The organism is Kineococcus sp. G2 (genome assembly GCF_037154035.1).
GTDB lineage: Bacteria > Actinomycetota > Actinomycetes > Actinomycetales > Kineococcaceae > Kineococcus.
The window spans coordinates 41,046-62,060 of the sequence record NZ_JBBBEM010000017.1 but is presented as its reverse complement, the minus strand read 5'-3'; the positions used below and the strand labels follow the sequence as shown (position 1 = coordinate 62,060).

The window sequence follows — 21,015 nt, the reverse complement described above, 5'->3', positions numbered from 1 at the left end:
CCACCTCCACTTCTCGGTGATCGAGGAAGTTGCCACTTCCTCGATCACCGAGGAGGCAGGGGCGGGTGCGGGTGGACGCCGACGGGCGGGCCCCCACGGCGTGAGGACCCGCCCGGTGGCGGTGCGGAGGCCCGCCCGTCGGCGGAGCGGGAGGGTTCAGCGGCGCAGGACGCCGCGGGCGATGCGGTTCCCGACGAACTGCCCGACCTGCACGATGACGATGATCGTGGCGACGCTGACGTAGACGATGCCCCAGTCGTAGCGCTGCGAGCCGTACGTGATGGCGTAGTCGCCCAGCCCGCCGCCGCCGACGAGACCGGCCTGGGCGGTCATGTCGACGATGCCGACGAAGATGAACGTGTACCCCAGCACGAGCGGGCCCAGGCCCTCGGGGACGACCACCCCGAACAGGATCCGCAGCCGGGAGGCGCCGGCCGCGCGGGCGGCCTCCACCACGCCGGGGTCCACCCCGACGAGGCTCTGCTCGACGATGCGGGAGACGGCGAACGCCGCGGCCAGCGCGATCGCGAACGTCACCGCCCCGGTGCCGATGGTGGTGCCGAGCACCGCGATCTGCAGCGGCGTGACCGCCGCCAGGAAGATGACGAACGGGATGGGGCGGACGATGTTCACCACGACGCCGAGGACGCCGAACACGGCCCGGTTGCCGAGCAGGTGACCGGGGCGGGTGGCGTACAGGGCGATCCCGAGCGCCAGCCCGAGGACGCCGGAGGCGACCATCGAGACGAGCGCCATGAACAGCGTCTCCCAGATGGACTCGACGTAGACGTCGAGCGTGCTGAGGAAACCCTCCACGTCAGACCTCCTCCTCGGCCCGCACGCCCGCGTCGCGCAGAGCGGTCAGGGCGGCGTCCACGGCGGCGTCGGGGCCGGTGGCCTCGTAGGTGAGGGAGCCGATGCGCCGCTCGCGCAGCTCCCCCACCCCGCCGTGCACGAGCTCGGTGCGCACCCCGGCGGTGGCGAACGCGTCGTCGATCCGCTTCTGCAGGCCCACCTCGTCGGTGATCTGCACGGTGACCACGCGCCCGGGGTGGTGCTCGCGCAGCCGCGCCAGCTGCTCCCGGGTGGGCCGGTCGTGCAGGACGCTGCGCACGAACCGCTGCGCCGGGGCGGTCTGCGGGGTGGAGAACACGTCGTAGACGTCGCCGACCTCGACGACGCGGCCGGCCTCCATGACCGCGACCCGGTCGGCGATCTGCCGCACGGCGTCCATCTCGTGGGTGATGACCACGATGGTCACGCCGAGCTCGCGGTTGACCCGCCGCAGCAGCGAGAGGACCTCGGTGGTGGTCTCCGGGTCCAGCGCGCTGGTGGCCTCGTCGGCCAGCAGCAGCGGCGGGTTCGTCGCCAGCGCGCGGGCGATGCCGACGCGCTGCTTCTGCCCGCCGGAGAGCTGCTCGGGGTGGGCGTGGGCGCGGTCCAGCAGGCCGACGAAGTCGAGCAGCTCGGCGACCCGGGCGTCGCGCTGCTCCCGGGGGACGCCGGCCACCTTCAGCGGGTAGGCGACGTTCCCGGCGACGGTGCGCGATCGGAACAGGTTGAACTGCTGGAAGATCATGCCGATGCGCTGGCGCGCCCGGCGCAGCTCCTTCTCGCCCAGCCGGGTGAGGTCCTGCCCGGCGACGGTCACGGTGCCGGAGGTGGGCGCCTCCAGGGCGTTCACCAGCCGCACGAGGGTGGACTTGCCGGCGCCGGAGTACCCGATGACGGCGAGGACCTCCCCCTCGTGCACGTCGAGGCTGACGTCGTCGACGGCGGCGACGGCCTTGCCGCCGCGCTCGTACCGCTTGGTGACGCCCGTCAGGCGGACGATGGGTTCTGCCACGTCAGCCCTGCGCCGCCCGCGCGTCCTCCTCGACGTCCGCCAGCTGCTCCTGCAGGGTGGCGGGGTCGACGTCGCGGACGACGGCCTGCGGGTAGCTCTCGACGAACTCCGCCTGCACGGCGGGGTCGTGGATGAGCTCGGCGAGGTCCAGGTAGGTCTGGTTGCCGGTGTCCTCGGCGCGCGAGACGAAGAGGTTCACGTAGGGCACCGAGGCCGCGCTCTCGGGGTCGTCCTGGTGGACGACGTCCTCGACGGCGAGCCCGGCGCTGGTGGCGTAGTTGTTGTTGACGACGGCGGCGGCGACGGAGCCGTTCTGCAGCGCACCGGCGGTCTGGGAGGCGTCCAGCGGGACGACCTCGACCTTCGCGTCCTGCACGTCCTGCACGGTGGAGAAGGCGGAACCGCCGTCGGCGAGGGTCAGCAGGCCCGCGTCCTGCAGCACGAGCAGCGCACGCGCCTCGTTGATGGCGTCGTCCGGGACGGCGACCTTCGCGCCCTGCGGGAGCTGCGAGGGGTCGTCGTACCGGGTGGAGTACAGCGGCAGCGGGTACACGGCGGTGGAGCCGATCGGCTGCAGGTCGTCGCCCGCGGTGACGTTGTAGTTCGCCAGGTACTGGGTGTGCTGGAACTGGTTGAGGTCGACCTCGCCCTGGCTCAGAGCCGGGTTCGGCAGGCTGTAGTCGGAGAAGTTCACCAGCTCCACGTCCACGCCGAGGCGCTCGCGGGCCAGGTCGACGTAGGTCTGCCAGTACGGCTCGGCCTGGTCGGTGACGCCGATGCGCACGGTCTGCGTCTCGCCCGCCGCGGTGGTGGCGGTCTCGTCGTCACCGGTGTTGCGCACGACGAGCGCGACGACGATCGCGACGACCGCGAGGACGGCGACGCCGATGACGATCGGCAGCTTGCTGCGCCCGGGCTTGTCGGGCAGGGAGGGAGGGGTGGCGGCGCTGGACAACTCGGGTCTCCTCGTGGGGTGGTGCGGGCTCTCGGGGTGCCTCCGGCGCGCGGCCGGCGGGAGCGGCGAGGGGCGCTCGCCGGGGAGGGGCGGTCAGCCGCCGGCGGCGGTACCGCCCCGGGGACACGAGGGGGACGTGGCGCGTGGGCTCACGACGGGTCGCCTCCTGCTCGGCCAGGCCGGTCCGTCGCTGCTGCGACGGGCGGCCACACGCTTGCGGGACGCTCCGTCCCGCCGGGCTTTCACCTGGAGCACCCCACCGCGGACGAGGGTTGCCGGTCAGCAAGCCAGGGCTTGTCGCTGACACTCGATGCCGTCGCAAATCGTAGGAGGCGCTGGATCGGACGTCAAAACGCACCGGTCCACCCCCGGGTCGGCCCGGACGGGCCCGGATCGGCCCGGATCCGCGTCCGCACCGGGGAGCCGAGCGCGGGGCGGTGCCCTTGTCGCGAGTAGATTGCAACAGCACCAGCCCGCCGCGCCGCAGGAGGTCCCGTGCCGACAGCCGGCGCCCCGCCCCGTCCCACGCCCGCCCCGCTGCGCGACCCGCTGGGCCGGCGCGCCGCCACCCGCCGCCGGACCCTGGTGCTGGCCGCCCTCGTCGCGGCCGCCGTCGCCGCCGCCCTGGCCGGCGCGGCGGTGGGGGCGGCGGCCGTGGCCCCCGGTGACGTGCTGCGCATCAGCGCCCACCACCTGCTCGGCGCACCGGCCACCCCCGCCTGGGGCCCGGTCGAGGACGCGGTGGTGTGGCAGGTGCGGCTGCCGCGGGTGCTGCTGGGCCTGGCGGTCGGCGCGGGCCTGGCCGTGTGCGGGGCGGCGATGCAGGCCATGGTCCGCAACCCGCTGGCCGACCCGCAGCTGCTGGGCGTGACCTCCGGCGCCTCCACGGGCGCCGCCGCCGCCATCCTGCTGGGCGCCGGCGCCGGCTGGGGCGAGCACGCCCTGTCCGGCAGCGCGTTCACCGGCGCGCTGGCCGCGGCGGTGCTGGTGTACGCCGTCGCCCGCGGCGCCGGGCGGGTCACCTCGGCGCGGCTGCTGCTGGCGGGCGTGGCCGTCGGGTACGCCCTGCACGCCGCCACCAGCTTCCTCGTCTTCGCCTCCGGCTCCGCCGAGGGCGCCCGCTCGGTGGTGTTCTGGCTGCTGGGCTCGCTCGGCCTGGCCTCCTGGGGCGCCCCGCTGACCGCCGTGCTCGTCGTGGCCGCCGGCACCGTCGCGGCCCTGACCGCGTGGGGGCCGCGCCTGGACGCCCTCGCCCTGGGCGACGAGACCGCCCGCGGCCTGGGCGTCTCCCCCGCCGCGTTCCGCACCGCGCTGCTCGTCGCGGTCTCCCTGTGCGTGGGCGTGCTCGTCGCCGCCTCCGGTGCGATCGGCTTCGTCGGCCTCGTCGTGCCCCACCTCGCCCGCCGCCTGGTGGGCGGTGCGCACCGCTGGTCGGTGCCGGCCGCCGCCCTGCTGGGCGCGGCGTTCCTGGTGGCGGCCGACCTGCTGGCCCGCACGGTGCTCGCCCCGCAGGAGCTGCCCATCGGCATCGTCACCGCGCTCGCCGGCTGCCCGTTCCTGCTGTGGCTGGTGCGCGGCACCCGCACCGCCGCCTGACCCGAGGAGAGACCCGTGCCCGCCCTGCGCACCACCCGCCGCTCCCCCGCCGCCCTGGCCGCCGCCTGCGCCCTGCTCACCGCCGCCTGCGGCGCCGGCCCGGCCGACGGCGCGGACGGCACCGGTGGCGAGCTCCTGGAGGTCGTCAACTGCGGTGAGCAGGTGCGGCTGACGACCCCGCCGGAGCGGGTGGTCCTGCTCAAGAGCGCCCCCGTGCCGTACCTGCACGCCCTCGGGGTGCTCGACCGGGCCGTGGCCCGCGCCGGGCTCTACCCGCAGGAGTACTACGACGCGGCGGCGCTGCGGGAGCTGGAGGCGGTGCCGCTGCTGACGGACCGCACCGACACCAGCGGGCACCTGCGCATCTCCCGCGAGGTGGTGCTCGCCCAGCGCCCGGACCTGGTGCTCGGCGAGGTCGACGGCCTGGACCGCGCCTCGCTGGCCGCCTCGGGCGTCCCGCTGCTGGAGGAACCCGCCCTGTGCCCCGCCGGGGGCGGGGAGCCCGGCTTCGAGAGCGTGTACGCGCAGGTGGAGCTGTACGGGCGCGTCTTCCACCGCGAGGAGCGCGCCCGAGAGGTCGCCGACGGCCTGCGCGAGCGCGTGGAGGCGGTGCGCGAGCGCACGGACGCGGCACTGGCCGCCGGGGCCCCGCGGCGCACGGCCGCTGTCCTGTACCCCACGGTCGGCGGGGGCGTCACCTACGCCTACGGCGCCGCCAGCACCGCCACCCCCCAGCTGGAGGCGGCGGGGCTGACCAACGTGTTCGCCGACGTCGGCGAGCGCGTCTTCGAGGTCACGCCCGAGGAGCTGCTGGCCCGCGACCCGCAGGTGCTGGTGCTGCTGCACAGCGACGGCGACCCGGCCGCGGTGCGCTCGGCGGTGACGGCGCTGCCCGGCGCGCAGGCGCTCAGCGCGGTGCGCGACGGCGAGGTCCTGGTGCAGCTGTTCAACTTCACGGAGCCGGCGACGCCGCTGGCCGTGGAGGGCCTGGAGCGCATCGCCGGCGCCCTCGGCCCGGCCGCGCCGGCGGCCGCCCCGTGATCCGCGCCCGCGGCGTGCGGTTCGCGCACCGCCGCCGGCCCGTGCTGCACGGGGTGGACCTCGACGCCGCCCCGGGGCGGGTGCTGGGGGTCGTCGGCCCCAACGGCAGCGGCAAGACGACGCTGCTGCGCACCCTGCACGGCTCGCTGCGCCCGGCCGCCGGGCGCGTGGAGGTCGACGGCGAGGACGTCGCCTCGCTGTCCGCCCGCGAGGTCGCCCGCCGGGTGGCGGTGGTGGCGCAGGAGGACGAGGGGGTGCCGCCGCTGACGGTGGCGGACGTGGTGCTGCTGGGGCGCACCCCGCACCGCGGGGCGTTCTCCCGAACCAGCGCCGCCGACGAGGAGGGCGCGGCGGCCGCGCTGGAGCGGGTGGGGGCGCTGCACCTGGCGGGCCGGCCCTTCCCGGAGCTGTCCGGCGGGGAGCGCCGGCGGGTGCTGATCGCCCGCGCGCTCGCCCAGGACGCGCCGAACCTGCTGCTGGACGAGCCGACGAACCACCTGGACGTGCGTCACCAGCACGACGTGCTGGCGCTGCTGCGCGGGCTGGGCCGCACCGTCGTGGTGGTGCTGCACGACCTGAACCTGGCCGCCGCGCACTGCGACGAGGTGCTCCTGCTGGACGCCGGCCGCGTCGTGGCCGCCGGGGACCCCGGGCACGTGCTCACCCCGCGCCGGGTGGAGGCGGTGTACGGCGTCCAGGCGCGCCGGGTGGAGGTGGAGGACGGCTTCCAGCTGCTGCTGCGGCGCTCGCCCTCAGCGGGTCGCGTCGCGGGGGGCGCCTCCGGCGCCGGGCCCGTCCTGCCCGCTGCGCTCCTGCCCCCGGGCCTGCTCGGCGCGCGCGGCGCGCACGGCGAGCACCGGTAGCAGCCACCAGCACAGCGCCACGAGCACCGCGACGCCGCCGCCGGCGACGGCACCGGCCACCCGGCCGCCGACGACGTCGACGACCAGCAGGACACCGCCGGCGACGACGAGCCCCACCGCGGCCAGCCCCGCCTTGGCGTAGCGGGTGCCCGCCCGCACCAGCCGCGCCTTGGAGCGGCGCTGGAACAGGGCCCGGTGGTAGCCCACGGGCGCCACGAACAGCACGATCGCGGTCACGGCCAGCATCAGCACGACGACGTACACGGTGCGCTGGAAGGTGTCCAGGGTGTCGAAGCGGGACTGGAACGGCAGGGTCATGAGGAAGCCGGCCAGCAGCTGCACCCCGGTCTGCACCACGCGCAGCTCCTGCAGCAGCTCCACCCAGTTGCGGTCCAGCCGCTCGGTGGGCGTCTCGTTGCGCAGGCCGGCGTACGGGTCGCCCGGCTCGGCGAGGGGCACGGTGCTCACCCGCCCCACCGTAGGCACCCCCGCCCCGCCGTGCCCGCCGGTCCGGCGAGGGCTGCTCCGGCGGGGCTGCTCCGGCGGGGCTGCTCCGGCGGGACTGCTCCAGCGGGGCTGCTCCGGCGGGACTGCTCCAGCGGGGCTGCTCCGGCGGGGCTGCTCCGGCGGGGCTGCTCCGGCGGGGTCAGAGCGCGGCGGCGTCCTCGGGGTCGTCCGGGTCGTCGACCAGGGCCGGTTCCTCGCGCTCGTCGGCGTCGGCCGGTTCGGGCCGCTCGGCCGCCCGGCTCAGCCGCTCGCGCTCGGCGGCGTCCTCCACGGCCTCGGCGTCGTCGGGGCGGGCGGCGGTCTCGGGCTGGAAGTCCTCGGGCGGGAAGTCGGCTGCGCTGATCTCGGTCACGGGCCCACCATGCCGCGCTCCCCGGCCGCCGTCGAGCCGGCCTCCACCGCCAGCAGCAGGCGCTTGGCGGCGGCACCGCCGAGGTACTCGCCGGTGCCGCCGTCGCTGCGCACCACGCGGTGGCAGGGCACCAGCAGGGGCAGCGGGTTGCGCGCGCAGGCGGTGCCGACGGCCCGCACCGCGCGCGGGTTGCCGGCCAGTCCCGCGACGCGGGCGTACGAGGCGGTGGTGCCGTAGCCCAGCCCGCGCAGCACGCCGAGGACGTCGCGGCGGAACCCGGACGCCAGCGACAGGTCCAGCGGCACGGCGAAGTCGCGCCGCCGGCCCTCGAAGTACTCCCCCACCTGGCGCGCGGCCGCCTCCAGCCGGTCGGGGGCGTGCAGCACGCGCGGGCTCAGCCGCGCGGCGAGCTGCGCGAGCACCGCGTCGTGGTCCTCGCGGGCGAACGCCACCCGCACCACGCCGCGCCCGGTGGCGGCCAGCAGCAGCGGACCCACCGGGGAGTCCACCGTGCGGTAGGCGACGTCCAGCAGGCCCGCGGCCTCGGCGCGCCGGGCCAGGGACGCCCGCAGCGCGGTCAGCTCGGCCCCCTCGTCAGCGGTCGCGAACAGGTCCTGGTCCACCACTGCCCCTCCTCTCGTCACCGTTCCCCGCCCCACGTCCTGCGCAGCGCGGCGATCCCGTCGGCCGCGGCGCGCCGCGCCGCCTCCGGCGTGCCGCCCACGAGGGCGGCGACCTCGGCGTGCGGCAGCCCGGCCAGGTGGTGGTAGGCCACGCACCGGCGCTGCTTGGGCGGCAGCGCCGCCACCGCGGCCCACAGCCGCGCATCGCGCACCGGGTCGGGCACCGGCTCCTCCGGCGCGGCGGCCTCGGGCAGCCGTTCGGCCGGCACCGGCCGCCGGCGGGCGGCGCGGTGGGCGTCGAGCGCCTTGCGGTGCGCGATCGTCACCAGCCACGCGCGCACGTCGCTGCCGGGCGGCAGCGCGGGGTAGGCGCGCAGCGCGGCCAGGAACGTCTCGGACCAGGCGTCGTCGGCGGCGTCGGGGCCGACGACGGCGCGGCACACGCGCAGCACCAGCGCGCCGTGCCGCTCCACGACGGCCTCGAACGGCTCCAGCTCCCCCGCGGTGCGTGCCTCCACACCCGGTGGACGCTCGGCGGGGTGCCCGCGTGAGGTCGCCGGCCCGCTCACCCCGCGGCGGCCGCGGCCAGGGCGGCGCGCAGCTGCAGCTCGGTGGGGGCCTGCACGGGCAGGAACGCGGCCTCGCGGCGGCGCCGGGCGGCGGGGTGGTCGCGGCGGTAGCCGGTGCCGCCGGTGAGCAGGCCCTCGGCGTGCACGGCGCGGGCCAGCAGGTCGAGCACCGCGACGCGCGCGGCGGCGGGCCCGGTGGGGCCCTCGGCCGCGGGGTCGGCGGCGAGCCGGCCGAGGCGGGCGGCGAGGTCGTCGCGCCCGGCGCCCAGGGCGCGGTGCTCCGCGGCCAGCAGGGCGCCGGGGCCGGTGAGGCGGCCGGCGGCACCGGCGAGGGCAGCGTCGGCGACGCCGAGGGCCATCGCCGCCTGGGTCAGCAGCATCACGGGGCGGCAGGCGCCGACGAACGCGGCGAGGTCGTCGCCGAGCACGGCCGCGGTGACCGCCCCGTCGAGCTCGACGGCGCCGGTGCCGGTGCCGCCCAGGGCGAGCAGCGGACCGGCCGGGCGCACCCGCACACCCGGCTCGCCGACCCGCACGAGCACCACGAGGCGCCCGTCGGCGGCGGTGCGGGCGGGCAGGACGACGACGGCCCCGTCGAAGAGGTTCGACGCCCACGGCACCGCACCGCTCAGCCGCCAGGCGCCGTCACCGGCGGGCTCGGCCAGCACAGGCACCGGCGGCCCGCCGGCCAGGTCGGTGAGGGCCGGCGCGAGCGCGGTGGCGCCGGGCACCGCGCCGGCGCGCAGCCCGGTGGACGGGGCCGTCTCCTGCCCCGCGGGCGGGAAGCGCTCCAGGTACTCCACGACCATCGTCTGCGACCAGGCGCAGAAGGCGTCGGCCAGGCTGACCGAGGCCACGGCCCGCAGCAGGTCCACCGCCGCCGGGAGCCGGTCCCCGGGCACGCCGGGCGGTGCGAGGAGCCCCGCGGTGCCGAGCAGCCGCAGGCCCTCGCGCGCGTCGCGCTCGCCCGCGTCGACCGCCGCGGCCGAGGCCGCCAGGCGCGCCAGCACCGCCTCCGGCACGCCAGCGGCGCGCACGTCCGTCACGGGGCGGTCCCCGGCGCCGGGACGGTGCTCGTGCCGCTGCCCGCGACGGCCTCCGCCTCGACCTCCACGAGCAGGGTGGGGTCGATGAGGGCGGCCACCTGGACCATCGTGGCGGCCGGGCGCACGTCGGCGAAGAACTCCCCGTGGGCGCGGCCGACCTCCTCCCAGCGGGAGATGTCGGTGACCAGCAGTCGGGTGCGCACCACGTCGGCCAGGTGGGCACCGGCGGCCTCCAGGGCCGCCTCGACCCGGCGCAGGGCCTCGCGGGTCTGCTCGGCGGCGTCCCCGGCGCAGTCCCCGGTGGCGCGCCCGTCCGGGCCGGCGGCGGTCGTGCCGGCCACCCACACGCGGTCGCCCACGCGCACGGCGCGCGAGTACCCCACGAGGGGTTCCCACGGTGCCCCCGACGACACGAGGACCCGCCCGCCAGGCCGCTGCTCGCTCACGCGGGCAGTGTGCCGGACGGGCGGGTCCTCGGGTCGTGGAGGTCCGCCGGGGTTCAGGCGGTGAGGTCCACGGGGGTCTCGACGGGCGCGGGCCGCTCGCAGGTCGTGGTCAGCTCCACGGTGCTGCGGGTGTCGGCGGCGCGCTGCACGGACTCCATGACGTCCAGGACGTGCAGGGCGACCTCGTCGTTGGCCCGGTGCGGGCGCCCCTCGCCGAGGGCGATCGCCAGGTCGGCCAGCCCGTACCCGCGACCGGCACCGACGTACCCGGCGCGCACGCCGGCGTCGCGCCAGTTCGCGTCGTGGTCGGCGCCCGGGCCGGGTGCGGGGGCGCTGGCCGCGGAGTAGACCTCCACGGTGCCGTCGAAGTGGTTCGGGTCCGGCACGGACAGGGAGCCGCCGGTGCCGTGCACCTCGATGCGCGGCAGGCGCGCCGCCCAGGTGTCGAAGCTCATCACCAGGGTGGAGACGGCTCCGGAGGCGTGCACGAGGATGCCGGCGACGGAGCTGTCGATCGTGACGTCGAAGCTCTCCCCCGCCCGCGGGCCCTGCCCGATCGTGCGGGTGGCCGACGGCCGCCAGGACACGCCGACGACGCGCTCGACGGGCCCGAGCAGCTGCACCAGGGAGGTGACGTAGTACGGGCCCATGTCCAGCAGCGGGCCGCCGCCGGGCTGGTAGTAGAAGTCCGGGAAGTGGTGCCAGCGCTCGTGCCCGGGCGTGGTCATGAACGCCGTCGCCGAGTGCGGCACGCCGATCTCGCCGGCGTCCACGAGCGCGCGGGCGGTCTGCACACCGGTGCCGAGCACCGTGTCGGGGGCGCAGCCGACCCGCAGGTCCGCCGCGGCGGCGGCCTTGACGACCTCGCGGCCCTCGGCCACGTCCATCGCCAGCGGCTTCTCGCCGTAGACGTGCTTGCCGGCGGCGATGGCCTGCAGGGCGATGTCGGCGTGCGTGGACGGCAGCGTGAGGTTCAGCACCACGTCGACGTCGTCGGCGGCCAGCAGCTCCGGCAGGGCGAGGACCCGGGCGCCGTCGTGCTCGGCGGCCAGGGCGCCGGCCCGCTCGGTGTTCAGGTCCGACACCGCGGTGACCCGCAGCTGCGGGAGCCGCTGCAGGCACGCGGAGTACTGCGCGCTGATCGTGCCGGCGCCGACGACGCCGACGCGCAGCGGGTTCACCGTGCCGCCCACAGCAGGCCCCTCTCGATGATGGTCTTGACGTTGGGGTCGCGCAGCACCTCGACGTCGTGCCCGGGCGTGGCGACGAAGATGCGGCCCTTCCCCCACTGGCGCGTCCAGATCGCCGGGGAGGTGACCGGGCGGTTCCAGGGGTCCCAGGCGCGCACGGCCTGGGTGGTGGTGGCCAGCACGTCGAGGTAGTCGTCGGCGAGCACCCAGTACTGCTCGGTGACGAGGTCGAAGTCCCCGATCCCCCGCGTGATGGGGTGCTCGGCCGCGGCGGGCAGCATCTCGACCCGGTAGGGCACGTAGTTGTCCGACTGCTCGCCGACGCGCTCCTCGGGCGCCTTGCCGGGGTGACAGGCGAACTGCGCGCCGATGAGGTGCAGGTAGTCGGACGAGTTCCGGTAGGAGTCCGCGATGCCGCCGTGCCAGCCGGCCAGGCCGGTGCCGTTCTCGACGGCCGTCATCAGACCGGCCAGCTCGTCCTTCTCGATGGTGCTCATGGTGTTGCACTGCACGATCAGGTCGACGCCCGCCATGTGCTCACCGTCGGCGTAGACCTTCGGCGAGTCCTCGACGCGGACGGTGAAGCCGTTCGCCTGAAGGTGCGGGATGAACAGGTCGGTGGCCTCGACGGGCTGGTGCCCGTCCCAGCCGCCTCGGACGACGAGCGCTCGGCGTTCGCTCACGAGCAGAACCCTCCCGGGGTCGTGGTGCGGTGGTGCGTCACTTGCTGAAGCCGGCGGTCAGGCCCGCGATGAGCTGGCGGCGGCCGACGACGTAGAGCACGAGGATCGGCAGGGTCGACAGGATCACCGCGGCGAGGACGGCGGGGATGTTGACGGTGTACTGGCCCTGGAACGTCCACAGCGCCAGGGGCAGCACGCGCAGGTCCGGGCTCTGGGTGAGGACCAGGGGCAGCAGGAAGCCGTTCCACACCTGCAGGGCGTTGTAGATGGAGACGGTGACGATGGCCGGGCGCGTCAGCGGGAACGCCAGGCGCCACATGGTGCCCCACTCGCTGGAGCCGTCCAGCCGCATGGACTCGAACAGCTCGTTGGGCACGTCGCGCACGAAGTTGCTCAGCAGCAGCACCGTCAGCGGGATCGCGAAGGCGATCGACGGCAGGATCAGCGCCGTGAGCGTGTCGTACAGCTCCATCTTGATGATGATCAGGTAGACGGGGATGATCGTCGCCTGCAGCGGGATGGCCAGGCCCATGAGGAAGACGCCGTTGACCGCCTTGAGGAACTTCCCCCCGCCGCCGCGCACGATGGCGAAGGCGGCCATGAAGGACATCAGGACCGCGGGCACCACGGAGCCGACGGTGACGATGACGCTGTTGAGGAAGTACCGGGCGATGTCCGACTCGATGACCTGCTGGTAGGCGGCCAGGGTGGGCTCGGAGGGCAGGGCCAGCGGGTTGCTGCGGAAGTACTCCGCCTGGGGCTTGAAGCTGGTGACGACGATCCAGTAGATCGGGACGATGATGATCGCCAGCCAGATCCAGCCGGCGAGGCCACCGAGGTAGTTGCGGTGGCCGGAACCCCGGCGGCGGCGGCCGCCGCCGGAGTTCCCGGTCCGGTCCTCGCGGGGCGTGGAGACCGCGGTTGCCATGTCTCAGGCCCCTTCCAGCTGGCTGGTGTTCGAGTCCTTGCCGCCCAGGCGCTGCAGCAGCAGTGCCAGGGCGAGGCCGACGAGCACCAGGATGACGGCGATCGCGCTGGCCGGGCCCATGAGGTTGGCCCGGAAGCCGCGCAGGTACATGTCCAGGGCGAGCGAGCGGGTGGCGTCGCCCGGGCCGCCCTGGGTGAGGACGAAGATGAGGTCGAAGAAGGTCAGCGACCCCACGACCATCAGCGTCGAGGACGTGATGATCGTGTACTTCAGCTGCGGGATCGTGATGTGGAAGAACTGCTTGACGCGCCCCGCGCCGTCCAGCTGCGCCGCCTCGTACATCGAGGCCGGGATCTGCCGCACCCCGCCTTGGTAGATCAGCGAGTGGAACGGCACGAACTGCCAGGACACGACGAAGACGACGACGAACAGCGCCAGCCACGGCCGGCCCAGCCAGTCCTGCGCGAGGAAGCCCAGGCCCAGACCGGGCCCGATGCCGAAGTTGGGGTCCAGCAGCGCCTTGAACACGATGGCGACGGCCGCCGAGCTCAGCAGCAGCGGGATGAAGTACAGCACCGCCAGCACCGCCCGGTAGCGCTGGTTGCCGGCGATGAAGACGCCGATGAGCAGGCTGATCGGGGTCTGGAACGCCCACGAGAGCGCCATGATGAGGAACGTCACCAGCAGCGCGTGCGGCAGGCCGGGATCGGTGAGGACCGAGCGCCAGCTGTCGAGCCCGGCGTAGCGGACGTCCCCGATGCCGTCCCAGGAGGTGAAGCTCAGGACCAGGACCCCGACCAGCGGCACGATGCCGAAGGCGATGAAGAACCCGAGGGCGGGCAGCACCAGCCACGTGAGGGAGCCGGTGCGCCGCCCCGAGGACGACGCGGGGGCGGAGCCCGCCGCGGCCGGTCCGACCGCGACGGTACCCACGGGGGCATTGCTCACTGCGCCGCCTGAGCCGCGTTCATGTTGTTCGCGAAGGTCTGCGGGTCGATCTCCAGCAGGAAGAGCTGCGCGATGTTGTTCAGCAGCTCCTCGGCGGCGGTCGGGCTGATGGCCTGGTCCCAGGACTGCCCGAAGAAGGCCGCGTTGCTGGCGACGTCGTAGACGAACTGCATCCACTCCGGGTCGGGGGACTCGGAGAGCTGGTCCACGATCCCCTTGAGGACGGGGACCTCGCCGGCCTCCTGGATGAACGCGGTGGCGATCTCGTCGTTCAGGGCGCCGTCGGCGAGGTAGGCGCGGGCGATCTCCTTCTGCTCCTCGGTGGCGTCGGCGGAGATCGAGTAGTACTGCGCCGGGTTGCCGACGGTGCTGGTCGGGTCGCCCTTGCCGCCGGTGACGACGGGGAAGGACTGGTAGCCCAGGTTGCCGCCGGGGACGAAGTCGCCGCCGTCGGCCTTCATGGAGCCGTAGACCCAGCTGCCCTGCAGCAGCATGGCGGCCTTGTCGGTGTAGAGCAGGGCCTGGTCGGCGTTCTGGTCGGCGACGACGGAGGTGAAGCCGTCGACGAAGCCGCCGGCCTTGACGAGGTCCTGCGCCATGGTGAGCGCCTGGATGACGTCCGGGTTGGACCAGGGGTTCGGCTGGTTCTCGTTGATGGCGAGGAAGGCCTCCTGGCCACCGACGCGCTCGACGAGGAACTCCAGCCACATCATCGTGGTCCAGCGGGACTGGCCGGCCAGGGAGATGGGGGCGATGCCCGCGGCGTTGAAGACGGGCACCAGGGCCATCAGGTCGTCCCAGGTGGCGGGCGGCTGCGCGCCGACCTGGTCGAACAGCTTCTTGTTGTAGTAGAGGACGACCGGCTGCACCGTCTCGTGCGGCACCGCGTAGACCTTCTCGTCGACGATGCCGGGGGTCCAGGCGGCGTCGAAGAGGCGCTCCTTGACCTCGGGGTTCTCCTCGATCCAGCTGGTGAGGTCCTCGATCTGGCCGGCCTCGGCCCAGTCGCGCACGCTGCCGCCGCCCCAGCTGAAGATCAGGGTGGGGGCCTGTCCGGCGCCGATGGAGGTGCGGATCTTGGTCTTGTAGGCGTCGTTCTGGAAGGCGGTGACCGCCAGGTCGCCGACCTCGGAGCGCTCGTTGAAGAGCTCCACCGTCTGGCGGCGGATGGCCTCCTTGGGCTCCCCGGTCAGGAACCAGATGGTCGCGTCGCCCTCGGCGGCCTGGCCGGGCCCGGAGGACCCGCCGCACGCCGCCAGCGCGCCGGCGGCCAGGGGGGTCGCCATGGCGAGGGTGAGGAAGGACCGTCGGGACGTGCGGTTCTGATCCACTGTGATCTCCGATGCGCCGAGCCGCTTCCCTGCGGCTGCTCTCTGTGCGGGAGCGGCGACTGCCACCCCCGGGGACCCGCGGGTCCCTGGACCTCTCACCGCTGGCGAAACCTTTCGACAGCGGCGTCTGAGCGAGACCATAGGCATCCCCGCGGACGACGGTCAAGCCGTCCACCTCTTTCGTCGTCCCTCCGTGACCTGGTGGCCGCCGCGACACCGAGAAGCGGGGTAAAGTTTTCGATAGAACTTCGGTACAACGCTGCACACCGCGGGCGACGGCGCCCGACCCGGTTACAGTCCCAGCACACCCAGCCGAGGAGGGCCGCCGTGCTCGAACGCACCCAGCGCACCAGGAGCGGGCGGCGCCCCACGCTCGCGACGATCGCGCAGTCGGCCGGCGTCTCCATCGCCACCGTGTCCAAGGTGGTCAACGGCCGCGACGACGTCGCCGCGGACACCCGGGCCCTGGTCGAGGACCTGCTGCGCCGCCACGACTACGCCCCGCCGTCCGCGCGCCGGGCGCAGCCCGGGCCGGGCGTGGTGCAGTTCTTCGTCCACGGGGAGCTGCGGGCGTACTCCACGCAGGTCATCGAGGGGGTGCTGAGCGGCGCCGACGAGGCGGGGGTGTCCGTGGCCGTGGGCCGCCTGGCCGACGACCTCACCCAGGGGCCGCCGGCGCGCACGTGGGCGCGGGACCTGGCGGCGCTGGGTCGCTGCGGTGTCGTCGTCGTCACCGGGCAGCTGACCGCCGAGCACGTGGACGCGCTGGGGCAGGTGGGCCTGCCGCTGGTGGTCATCGACCCGCTGAACCTGCCGCGCCGCGAGGTCACCAGCGTCGGCTCGACGAACTTCACCGGCGGCATGACCGCCACCCAGCACCTGCTGCAGCTGGGGCACCGCGAGATCGTCTACATCGGCGGCCCCGGCACCTCCTCCTGCAACCGGGCCCGCGAGCACGGCTTCCGCGCGGCCATGGAGGCCGCGGGCCTGGCGGTGCCGCCGGAGGCCGCGCTGGACACGGAGAACTTCGCCTACGAGCCGGGCCGTCGCGCCGGTGAGCAGGTGCTGGACCGCGCGCGCCGCCCCACGGCCGTGGTCGCCGGGTGCGACTCCATCGCCCTGGGCGTCATGGAGGCCGCCCGGGTGCGCGGGCTGCGCGTGCCCGACGACCTGTCCGTGGTGGGCTTCGACGACACCGAGCTCGCCGAGGTCGCCACGCCGCCGCTGACGACGATCCGCCAGCCGCTGCGGGAGATGGGGCGGGTGGCGCTGAAGACCGTGCTGCGGATGTCGGCGGGCGAGGAGCTGGACTCGCACCACGTGGAGCTCGCGACCGAGCTGGTCGTGCGCGAGACCACCGCTCCCCCGCCCGCCTGACGGGCCGCCCCGAGCGGGGTCAGGCGGGCAGCAGGTCGGCGAGCAGCGCCTCGACGCGGGCGCGGACCTCGTCGCGCACCTGCCGCACGACCTCGATCCCCTGCCCGGCGGGGTCGGTCAGCTCCCAGTCCTCGTAGCGCTTGCCCGGGTAGATCGGGCAGGTGTCTCCGCACCCCATGGTGATCACGGCGTCGGAGGCCTGCACCGCCTCGGGGGTGAGGACCTTCGGCTGCTCGCCGGTGATGTCGATGCCGACCTCGCGCATGGCCTCGACGGCGACGGGGTTGATCTGCTCGGCGGGCACCGACCCGGCCGAGCGGACCTCGACCGCGCCGCCCGACAGGGCGGTGGCGAAGCCGGCGGCCATCTGGGAACGGCCGGCGTTGTGCACGCAGACGAAGATCACACTGGGCTTGTCGGTCACGGGGTTCCTCCGGGGCTCTGGTGGGTCAGCAGCAGGTCGTCGTGGTGGGGGCGGGTTCCGCAGCGGCACGACCGCCGGCGGAGCCGGTGGCGAACCCCCGCGCCGGGCCGGTGGCCGAGCACACGCCGGTCTCGGGCAGGTCGAGCCGGACGTCGGCTGCGGCCTCGGCGTCACCGGCCAGGTGCGCGGCGACGGAGCGCACCTGCTCGTAGCCGGTGGCCAGCAGGAACGTCGGCGCCCGTCCGTAGCTCTTCGTCCCGGCGGTGAAGAAGCCGGTCTCGGGGTGGGCCAGGACGTCGGCGCCGTGCGGCGGGACGGTGCCGCAGGAGTGGAGCTCCGGGTCGATCAGCGGCGCGAGGCGGGACGGTGCCTCGACGCCGGGGTCGAGGTCCAGGCGCAGCTCGCGCAGCATCCCCAGCTCGGGACGGAAACCGGTGGCCGCGGCGATGACGTCGACGGTCAGGCGCTGCTCGCCGGCCGGGGTCTTCGCCACCACGGTGACCTCCGTGCCGTCGGCGGACGGTTCGAGGGCGTGGACGGTGACCTCGGTGCGCAGCTCGACGTGCCCGGACTCCACGGCCCGGCGCAGTCGCGAACCGAGGGCCCCGCGGGCGGGCAGCCCGTCGCGGTCCCCGCCGCCGTAGGTGCGCTGCACCGAGGCGCCGCGCACCGCCCACGCGATGCGGGTGGTGGGCCCGCCGGTGGGGCCCTGCTCGGCCAGCTGCACGAGGTTCAGCAGCGTGTTGGTCGCGGAGTGCCCGGCCCCGACGACGAGGACGCGGCGGCCGGCGAAGCGGTCGCGCTCGGCACCGAGGACGTCGGGCAGCGGACCGGCCAGGAACGGCGCGGCCTCGGCCTCACCGAGGGCGGGCAGCCCGGAGACGCCCAGGGGGTTGCGCTGCTCCCAGGTGCCGGAGGCGTCGATCACGGCGCGGGCGCGGTGGTCGACGACGCGCGTGCGGCCCTGCTCGTCGGTGTGCTGCGCGCGCACCAGGAACGGGCGCTCGTCGCGACCGGGGGTGCGGGTCTTGTCCATCCCGACCCGGCTGACGGCCACGACGCGGGCACCGGTGCGGATGCGCGGCGCCAGGGCCCCGGTGGCGGCCAGGGGTTCGAGGTACTGCTCGACGAGGTCGCCACCGGTGGGCAGGCCGGCGGGCTCGGGGTGCTGCCACCCGGTGGGTTCCAGCAACCGGGCGGCGGCGGCGTCCACGTCGTAGCGCCACGGGGAGAACAGCCGGACGTGGTGCCACTGGCGGACCGCGGCGCCGACCTGTTCGCCGGCTTCGAGGACGAGGGGTTCCAGGCCGCGCTCGAGCAGGTGGGCGGCGGCGGCCAGGCCGACGGGGCCGGCGCCGATGACGACGACGGGCGGTCCGGCGGTCGTGGGGATCGTCACGGGGATCGCCTCCTCAGCGGGTGGGGACGGTGGCATCGCCCGGGAAGAAGCGGCGCCCGGCCCACAGCGCCACGTACACGAAGGCGACGAGCACCGGCACCTCGATGAGCGGGCCGACGACACCGGCCAGCGCCTGCCCGGAGGTGACGCCGAAGGTGCCGATGGCCACGGCGATGGCCAGTTCGAAGTTGTTGCCGGTGGCGGTGAAGCTCAGCGTGGAGGTCTTCGCGTAGCTCAGGCCGATCACCTTCCCGAGGACGAACGAGCCGGTGAACATCAGCACGAAGTAGGCCAGCAGCGGCAGCGCGATGCGCGCCACGTCGCCGGGCTGCGAGGTGATGGCGTCGCCCTGCAGGGCGAACAGCATGACGATGGTGAACAGCAACCCGTACAGGGCGATCGGCCCGATCCTCGGCAGGAAGCGCTCCTCGTACCAGGTGCGGCCGCGGGCCCGCTCCCCCAGCGTGCGGGTGAGGAACCCCGCCACCAGCGGGATGCCGAGGAACACCAGGACCGAGACGACGATGGCACCGACGGAGAACTCGGCCGAGGTGGTGGGCAGCCCCAGCCAGCCGGGCAGGACCTGCAGGTAGAACCAGCCCAGCGCTGCGAAGGCGAGGATCTGGAACACCGAGTTGATCGCCACCAGCACCGCGGCGGCCTCCCGGTCACCGCAGGAGAGGTCGTTCCAGATCAGCACCATGGCGATGCAGCGGGCCAGGCCGACGATGACCAGTCCGGTGCGGTACTCGGGGGCGTCGGGCAGCAGCAGCCAGGCCAGGGCGAACATCAGCGCCGGGCCGACCAGCCAGTTCAGCACCAGCGAGGCGACCATGAGCCTGCGGTCGGCGGCGATGCGCCCGGTCTCGGAGTAGCGGACCTTCGCGAGCACCGGGTACATCATCAGCAGCAGCCCGATCGCGATGGGCAGGCTGACCGACCCGACCTCCACCGCGCTCAGGGCGTCGTCCAGGCCGGGCACGACGCGCCCCAGCGCCAGGCCGAGGGCCATCGCGGCGATGATCCACACGGGCAGGAAGCGGTCCAGCACCGACAGGCGCGCCAGCACCGGGGTCTCGGTGCCCGAGGATCCGGTGGGGCGGGGGTTCTCGGCGACCAGGTCGCTCATCGGGCAGGTCCCTTCATCGACGTCCGTCGATGACTGACCGTGGCAGGAGACATCGGCAGATGTCAATATCGACACCGGTGAATGCCCGGTGGCATGCTGGCGCCGTGGCCACCTCGACCCTGCCGATCGCCGCCGCGCCCGGGCGCGCGGCGTGCTGCGCACCGCTGACCCGCGAGCCGCTGAGCGCGCAGGACGCCGCGACCCTGGCCCGCACGCTCAAGGCGATCGCCGACCCCGCCCGGCTGCGGCTGCTGTCGCTGGTGGCCGCGCACGAGGGCGGCGAGGCGTGCGTGTGCGACCTCGTCGAGCCCCTGGGACTCAGCCAGCCGACCGTCTCGCACCACCTGAAGGTCCTCGTCGACGCCGGCCTGCTCACCCGCGACAAGCGCGGGGTGTGGGCGTACTACGCCGTGGTGCCGGAGACCCTCAACGCCCTCTCCGCCGTGCTGGCCACCCCGGCCGGGCCGGTGCGGTGAGCGCGCAGCCGGGAGAGCGGCTGGACCGCAGGCTGGGCACCGGCGACGCGGTCGCCATCGGCCTGGGCTCGATGATGGGCGCCGGGGTGTTCGCCGCGTTCGCCCCCGCCGCCGCGGCCGCCGGGGCCGGGCTGCTGATCGGCCTGCTCATCGCCGCGGTGGTGGCGTACTGCAACGCCACCGCCACCGCGCAGCTGGCCGCCACGTACCCCACCTCCGGCGGCGTCTACGTCTACGGCCGGGAGCAGCTCGGCCCCTGGTGGGGTTTCCTCGCCGGCTGGGGCTTCGTGGTGGGCAAGACCGCCAGCTGCGCGGCGATGGCGCTGACCTTCGCCGCCCACGTCGCCCCGGGCCCGTGGCAGCGCCCGGCCGCCGCGGCCGCGGTGGTGGCGCTGACGGTGGTGAACCACCACGGCATCACCCGCACCGCCCGCCTGACCCGCGTCCTGCTGGTCGTGGTCCTGGTCGCGCTGGGCGTGGTGGTGGCCGCCGGCCTGGCAGGTGGTTCCGGCGGGCTCTCGTGGGACGCGGTCGCGGACCCGGCCGCCGACGGCGCGCGGGGCTGGTACGGGGTCCTGCAGTCCGCGGGGCTGCTGTTCTTCGCCTTCGCCGGTTACGCCCGCATCGCCACGCTCGGCGAGGAGGTGCGCGACCCGGAGCGCACCATCCCCCGGGCCGTGCAGCTCGCCCTGGCCGGTGCGGTTCTCGTGTACGCGCTCGTCGCGGTCAGCGTGCTCGGCGTGCTGGGGCCGCTGGGCCTGGCCGCCTCCGACGCGCCGCTGGCCGCGGCGGTGAGCTCGGCCGGCTGGGACTGGGCCGAGCCGGTCGTGCGCGTCGGCGGGGCCGCCGCCGCGCTGGGGGCGCTGCTCGCGCTGATCGCCGGGGTCGGGCGCACCGGCCTGGCCATGGCCCGCGAGGACGACCTGCCGCGCTGGCTGGCCGCGGTGCACCCGCGCCACCGGGTGCCCCACCACGCCGAGACCGCCCTGGCCGCGGTGGTGTGCGTGCTGGTGCTGACCACCGACCTGCGCGGGGTGATCGGCTTCTCGTCCTTCGGCGTGCTGCTGTACTACCTGGTCGCCAACGCCGCCGCCTGGACCCAGCCGGCCGGCCGGCGCCGCTTCCCCCGCCCGCTGCAGCTCGTGGGCGCGGCCGGCTGCGTGGTGCTGGTGGCCACCCTGCCGGTGAGCTCGGTCCTGGCCGGCCTGCTCGTCCTCGCCGTCGGCGTCGCGTACCGCGCGTGGCGGCTGCGCGCCCGCCGCGGGGCCTGACGGCGGGACGGGCAG

General features: G+C 75.2%; 23 protein-coding genes and 1 riboswitch. Of the genes, 6 read left to right on the top strand and 17 right to left on the bottom strand.

Features of this window, described 5'->3' with window-relative positions; genetic code table 11:
* Window positions 1-156 precede the first annotated feature (156 nt).
* The 3 genes from V9U69_RS03760 to V9U69_RS03750 all read right to left on the bottom strand — a co-directional run bounded on the left by V9U69_RS03760 (window position 157) and on the right by V9U69_RS03750 (window position 2,801).
* Complete coding sequence (locus tag V9U69_RS03760; protein ID WP_255818506.1) at window positions 157-756, bottom strand: methionine ABC transporter permease; 600 nt, start codon at window positions 754-756, stop codon at window positions 157-159.
* A 61-nt stretch (window positions 757-817) separates the two neighbouring features.
* Window positions 818-1,846 (bottom strand): methionine ABC transporter ATP-binding protein, encoded by a 1,029-nt coding sequence (locus tag V9U69_RS03755; protein ID WP_337059963.1) that lies wholly within the window; start codon window positions 1,844-1,846, stop codon window positions 818-820.
* A gap of 1 nt (window position 1,847) precedes the next feature.
* Window positions 1,848-2,801 (bottom strand): MetQ/NlpA family ABC transporter substrate-binding protein, encoded by a 954-nt coding sequence (locus V9U69_RS03750; protein WP_337059962.1) that lies wholly within the window; start codon window positions 2,799-2,801, stop codon window positions 1,848-1,850.
* A gap of 205 nt (window positions 2,802-3,006) precedes the next feature.
* Window positions 3,007-3,116, bottom strand: a riboswitch (SAM riboswitch).
* 180 nt (window positions 3,117-3,296) lie between these two features.
* Here V9U69_RS03750 and V9U69_RS03745 point away from each other — a divergent pair.
* From V9U69_RS03745 to V9U69_RS03735, 3 genes are read left to right on the top strand one after another with little or no spacing between them, the layout of a single operon-like run.
* Window positions 3,297-4,397 (top strand): FecCD family ABC transporter permease, encoded by a 1,101-nt coding sequence (locus V9U69_RS03745; protein ID WP_337059961.1) that lies wholly within the window; start codon window positions 3,297-3,299, stop codon window positions 4,395-4,397.
* A gap of 15 nt (window positions 4,398-4,412) precedes the next feature.
* Entirely contained in the window at window positions 4,413-5,438 is a 1,026-nt protein-coding gene (locus V9U69_RS03740) for an ABC transporter substrate-binding protein (protein ID WP_337059960.1), read from the top strand.
* Window positions 5,435-6,301, top strand: coding sequence for an ABC transporter ATP-binding protein (locus tag V9U69_RS03735; RefSeq protein WP_337059959.1), 867 nt, complete (start codon window positions 5,435-5,437; stop codon window positions 6,299-6,301). Before V9U69_RS03740 ends, V9U69_RS03735 begins: the two co-directional genes overlap by 4 nt.
* Here the strand turns inward: V9U69_RS03735 and V9U69_RS03730 are convergent.
* From V9U69_RS03730 to V9U69_RS03680, 11 genes are all read right to left on the bottom strand, one after another.
* On the bottom strand, window positions 6,191-6,769 hold the full coding sequence (locus V9U69_RS03730) for a DUF6328 family protein (protein WP_337059958.1): 579 nt from the start codon (window positions 6,767-6,769) through the stop codon (window positions 6,191-6,193). The two genes, V9U69_RS03735 and V9U69_RS03730, sit on opposite strands and share 111 nt — an antisense overlap.
* 178 nt (window positions 6,770-6,947) lie before the next feature.
* Window positions 6,948-7,160 carry a hypothetical protein gene (locus V9U69_RS03725; protein ID WP_337059957.1) on the bottom strand — a complete coding sequence of 71 codons (213 nt, stop codon included), beginning with the start codon at window positions 7,158-7,160 and terminating at the stop codon, window positions 6,948-6,950.
* A complete protein-coding gene (locus V9U69_RS03720) occupies window positions 7,157-7,783 on the bottom strand; it encodes a methylated-DNA--[protein]-cysteine S-methyltransferase (RefSeq protein ID WP_337059956.1) in 627 nt (208 codons plus the stop codon). The genes V9U69_RS03725 and V9U69_RS03720 overlap by 4 nt, the downstream gene beginning before the upstream one ends.
* 17 nt (window positions 7,784-7,800) lie before the next feature.
* The gene (locus V9U69_RS03715; RefSeq protein WP_337059955.1) at window positions 7,801-8,301 is read right to left on the bottom strand and encodes an RNA polymerase sigma factor; all 501 of its coding nucleotides are present in this window, start codon (window positions 8,299-8,301) and stop codon (window positions 7,801-7,803) included.
* Window positions 8,302-8,348: 47 nt separating this feature from the next.
* The gene (locus V9U69_RS03710; RefSeq protein ID WP_337059954.1) at window positions 8,349-9,398 is read right to left on the bottom strand and encodes a hypothetical protein; all 1,050 of its coding nucleotides are present in this window, start codon (window positions 9,396-9,398) and stop codon (window positions 8,349-8,351) included.
* A complete protein-coding gene (locus V9U69_RS03705) occupies window positions 9,395-9,844 on the bottom strand; it encodes a RidA family protein (protein ID WP_337059953.1) in 450 nt (149 codons plus the stop codon). Before V9U69_RS03705 ends, V9U69_RS03710 begins: the two co-directional genes overlap by 4 nt.
* A 53-nt stretch (window positions 9,845-9,897) precedes the next feature.
* On the bottom strand, window positions 9,898-11,037 hold the full coding sequence (locus tag V9U69_RS03700; protein ID WP_337059952.1) for a Gfo/Idh/MocA family protein: 1,140 nt from the start codon (window positions 11,035-11,037) through the stop codon (window positions 9,898-9,900).
* Window positions 11,022-11,717, bottom strand: a complete 696-nt coding sequence (locus tag V9U69_RS03695) for a ThuA domain-containing protein (RefSeq protein WP_337059951.1) — start codon at window positions 11,715-11,717, stop codon at window positions 11,022-11,024. The genes V9U69_RS03700 and V9U69_RS03695 overlap by 16 nt, the downstream gene beginning before the upstream one ends.
* A gap of 37 nt (window positions 11,718-11,754) precedes the next feature.
* Window positions 11,755-12,645: a carbohydrate ABC transporter permease gene (locus V9U69_RS03690; protein WP_337059950.1), complete on the bottom strand. Its 891-nt coding sequence runs from the start codon at window positions 12,643-12,645 to the stop codon at window positions 11,755-11,757.
* Window positions 12,646-12,648: 3 nt separating this feature from the next.
* Window positions 12,649-13,494, bottom strand: a complete 846-nt coding sequence (locus V9U69_RS03685) for a carbohydrate ABC transporter permease (protein WP_442907571.1) — start codon at window positions 13,492-13,494, stop codon at window positions 12,649-12,651.
* A 95-nt stretch (window positions 13,495-13,589) separates the two neighbouring features.
* On the bottom strand, window positions 13,590-14,879 hold the full coding sequence (locus V9U69_RS03680) for an extracellular solute-binding protein (RefSeq protein ID WP_337059948.1): 1,290 nt from the start codon (window positions 14,877-14,879) through the stop codon (window positions 13,590-13,592).
* Between the two features lie 372 nt (window positions 14,880-15,251).
* On the opposite strand from V9U69_RS03680, the gene V9U69_RS03675 reads away from it, so the two are divergent.
* Complete coding sequence (locus V9U69_RS03675; protein WP_337059947.1) at window positions 15,252-16,301, top strand: LacI family DNA-binding transcriptional regulator; 1,050 nt, start codon at window positions 15,252-15,254, stop codon at window positions 16,299-16,301.
* Window positions 16,302-16,320: 19 nt separating this feature from the next.
* Here the strand turns inward: V9U69_RS03675 and V9U69_RS03670 are convergent, their stop codons facing one another.
* Genes V9U69_RS03670 through arsB form a run of 3 tightly spaced genes read right to left on the bottom strand, consistent with a single transcriptional unit; the run spans window position 16,321 to window position 19,253 of the window.
* Complete coding sequence (locus V9U69_RS03670; RefSeq protein WP_337059946.1) at window positions 16,321-16,725, bottom strand: arsenate reductase ArsC; 405 nt, start codon at window positions 16,723-16,725, stop codon at window positions 16,321-16,323.
* A gap of 25 nt (window positions 16,726-16,750) precedes the next feature.
* The gene (locus tag V9U69_RS03665) at window positions 16,751-18,124 is read right to left on the bottom strand and encodes an FAD-dependent oxidoreductase (RefSeq protein ID WP_337059945.1); all 1,374 of its coding nucleotides are present in this window, start codon (window positions 18,122-18,124) and stop codon (window positions 16,751-16,753) included.
* A 13-nt stretch (window positions 18,125-18,137) separates the two neighbouring features.
* Complete coding sequence (gene arsB / locus V9U69_RS03660; RefSeq protein WP_337059944.1) at window positions 18,138-19,253, bottom strand: ACR3 family arsenite efflux transporter; 1,116 nt, start codon at window positions 19,251-19,253, stop codon at window positions 18,138-18,140.
* A 104-nt stretch (window positions 19,254-19,357) separates the two neighbouring features.
* Here arsB and V9U69_RS03655 point away from each other — a divergent pair, with 104 nt between their 5' ends.
* On the top strand, window positions 19,358-19,729 hold the full coding sequence (locus V9U69_RS03655; RefSeq protein ID WP_337059943.1) for an ArsR/SmtB family transcription factor: 372 nt from the start codon (window positions 19,358-19,360) through the stop codon (window positions 19,727-19,729).
* Window positions 19,726-21,000 (top strand): APC family permease, encoded by a 1,275-nt coding sequence (locus V9U69_RS03650; RefSeq protein WP_337059942.1) that lies wholly within the window; start codon window positions 19,726-19,728, stop codon window positions 20,998-21,000. Before V9U69_RS03655 ends, V9U69_RS03650 begins: the two co-directional genes overlap by 4 nt.
* Window positions 21,001-21,015 lie beyond the last annotated feature (15 nt).

Coding starts and splice junctions, on each gene's coding strand:
- V9U69_RS03760 (WP_255818506.1), bottom strand. CDS start 756: ATGGCGCTCGTCTCGATGGTCGCCTCCGGCGTCCTCGGGCTGGCGCTC.
- V9U69_RS03690 (WP_337059950.1), bottom strand. CDS start 12,645: ATGGCAACCGCGGTCTCCACGCCCCGCGAGGACCGGACCGGGAACTCC.
- V9U69_RS03680 (WP_337059948.1), bottom strand. CDS start 14,879: ATGGCGACCCCCCTGGCCGCCGGCGCGCTGGCGGCGTGCGGCGGGTCC.
- arsB (WP_337059944.1), bottom strand. CDS start 19,253: ATGAGCGACCTGGTCGCCGAGAACCCCCGCCCCACCGGATCCTCGGGC.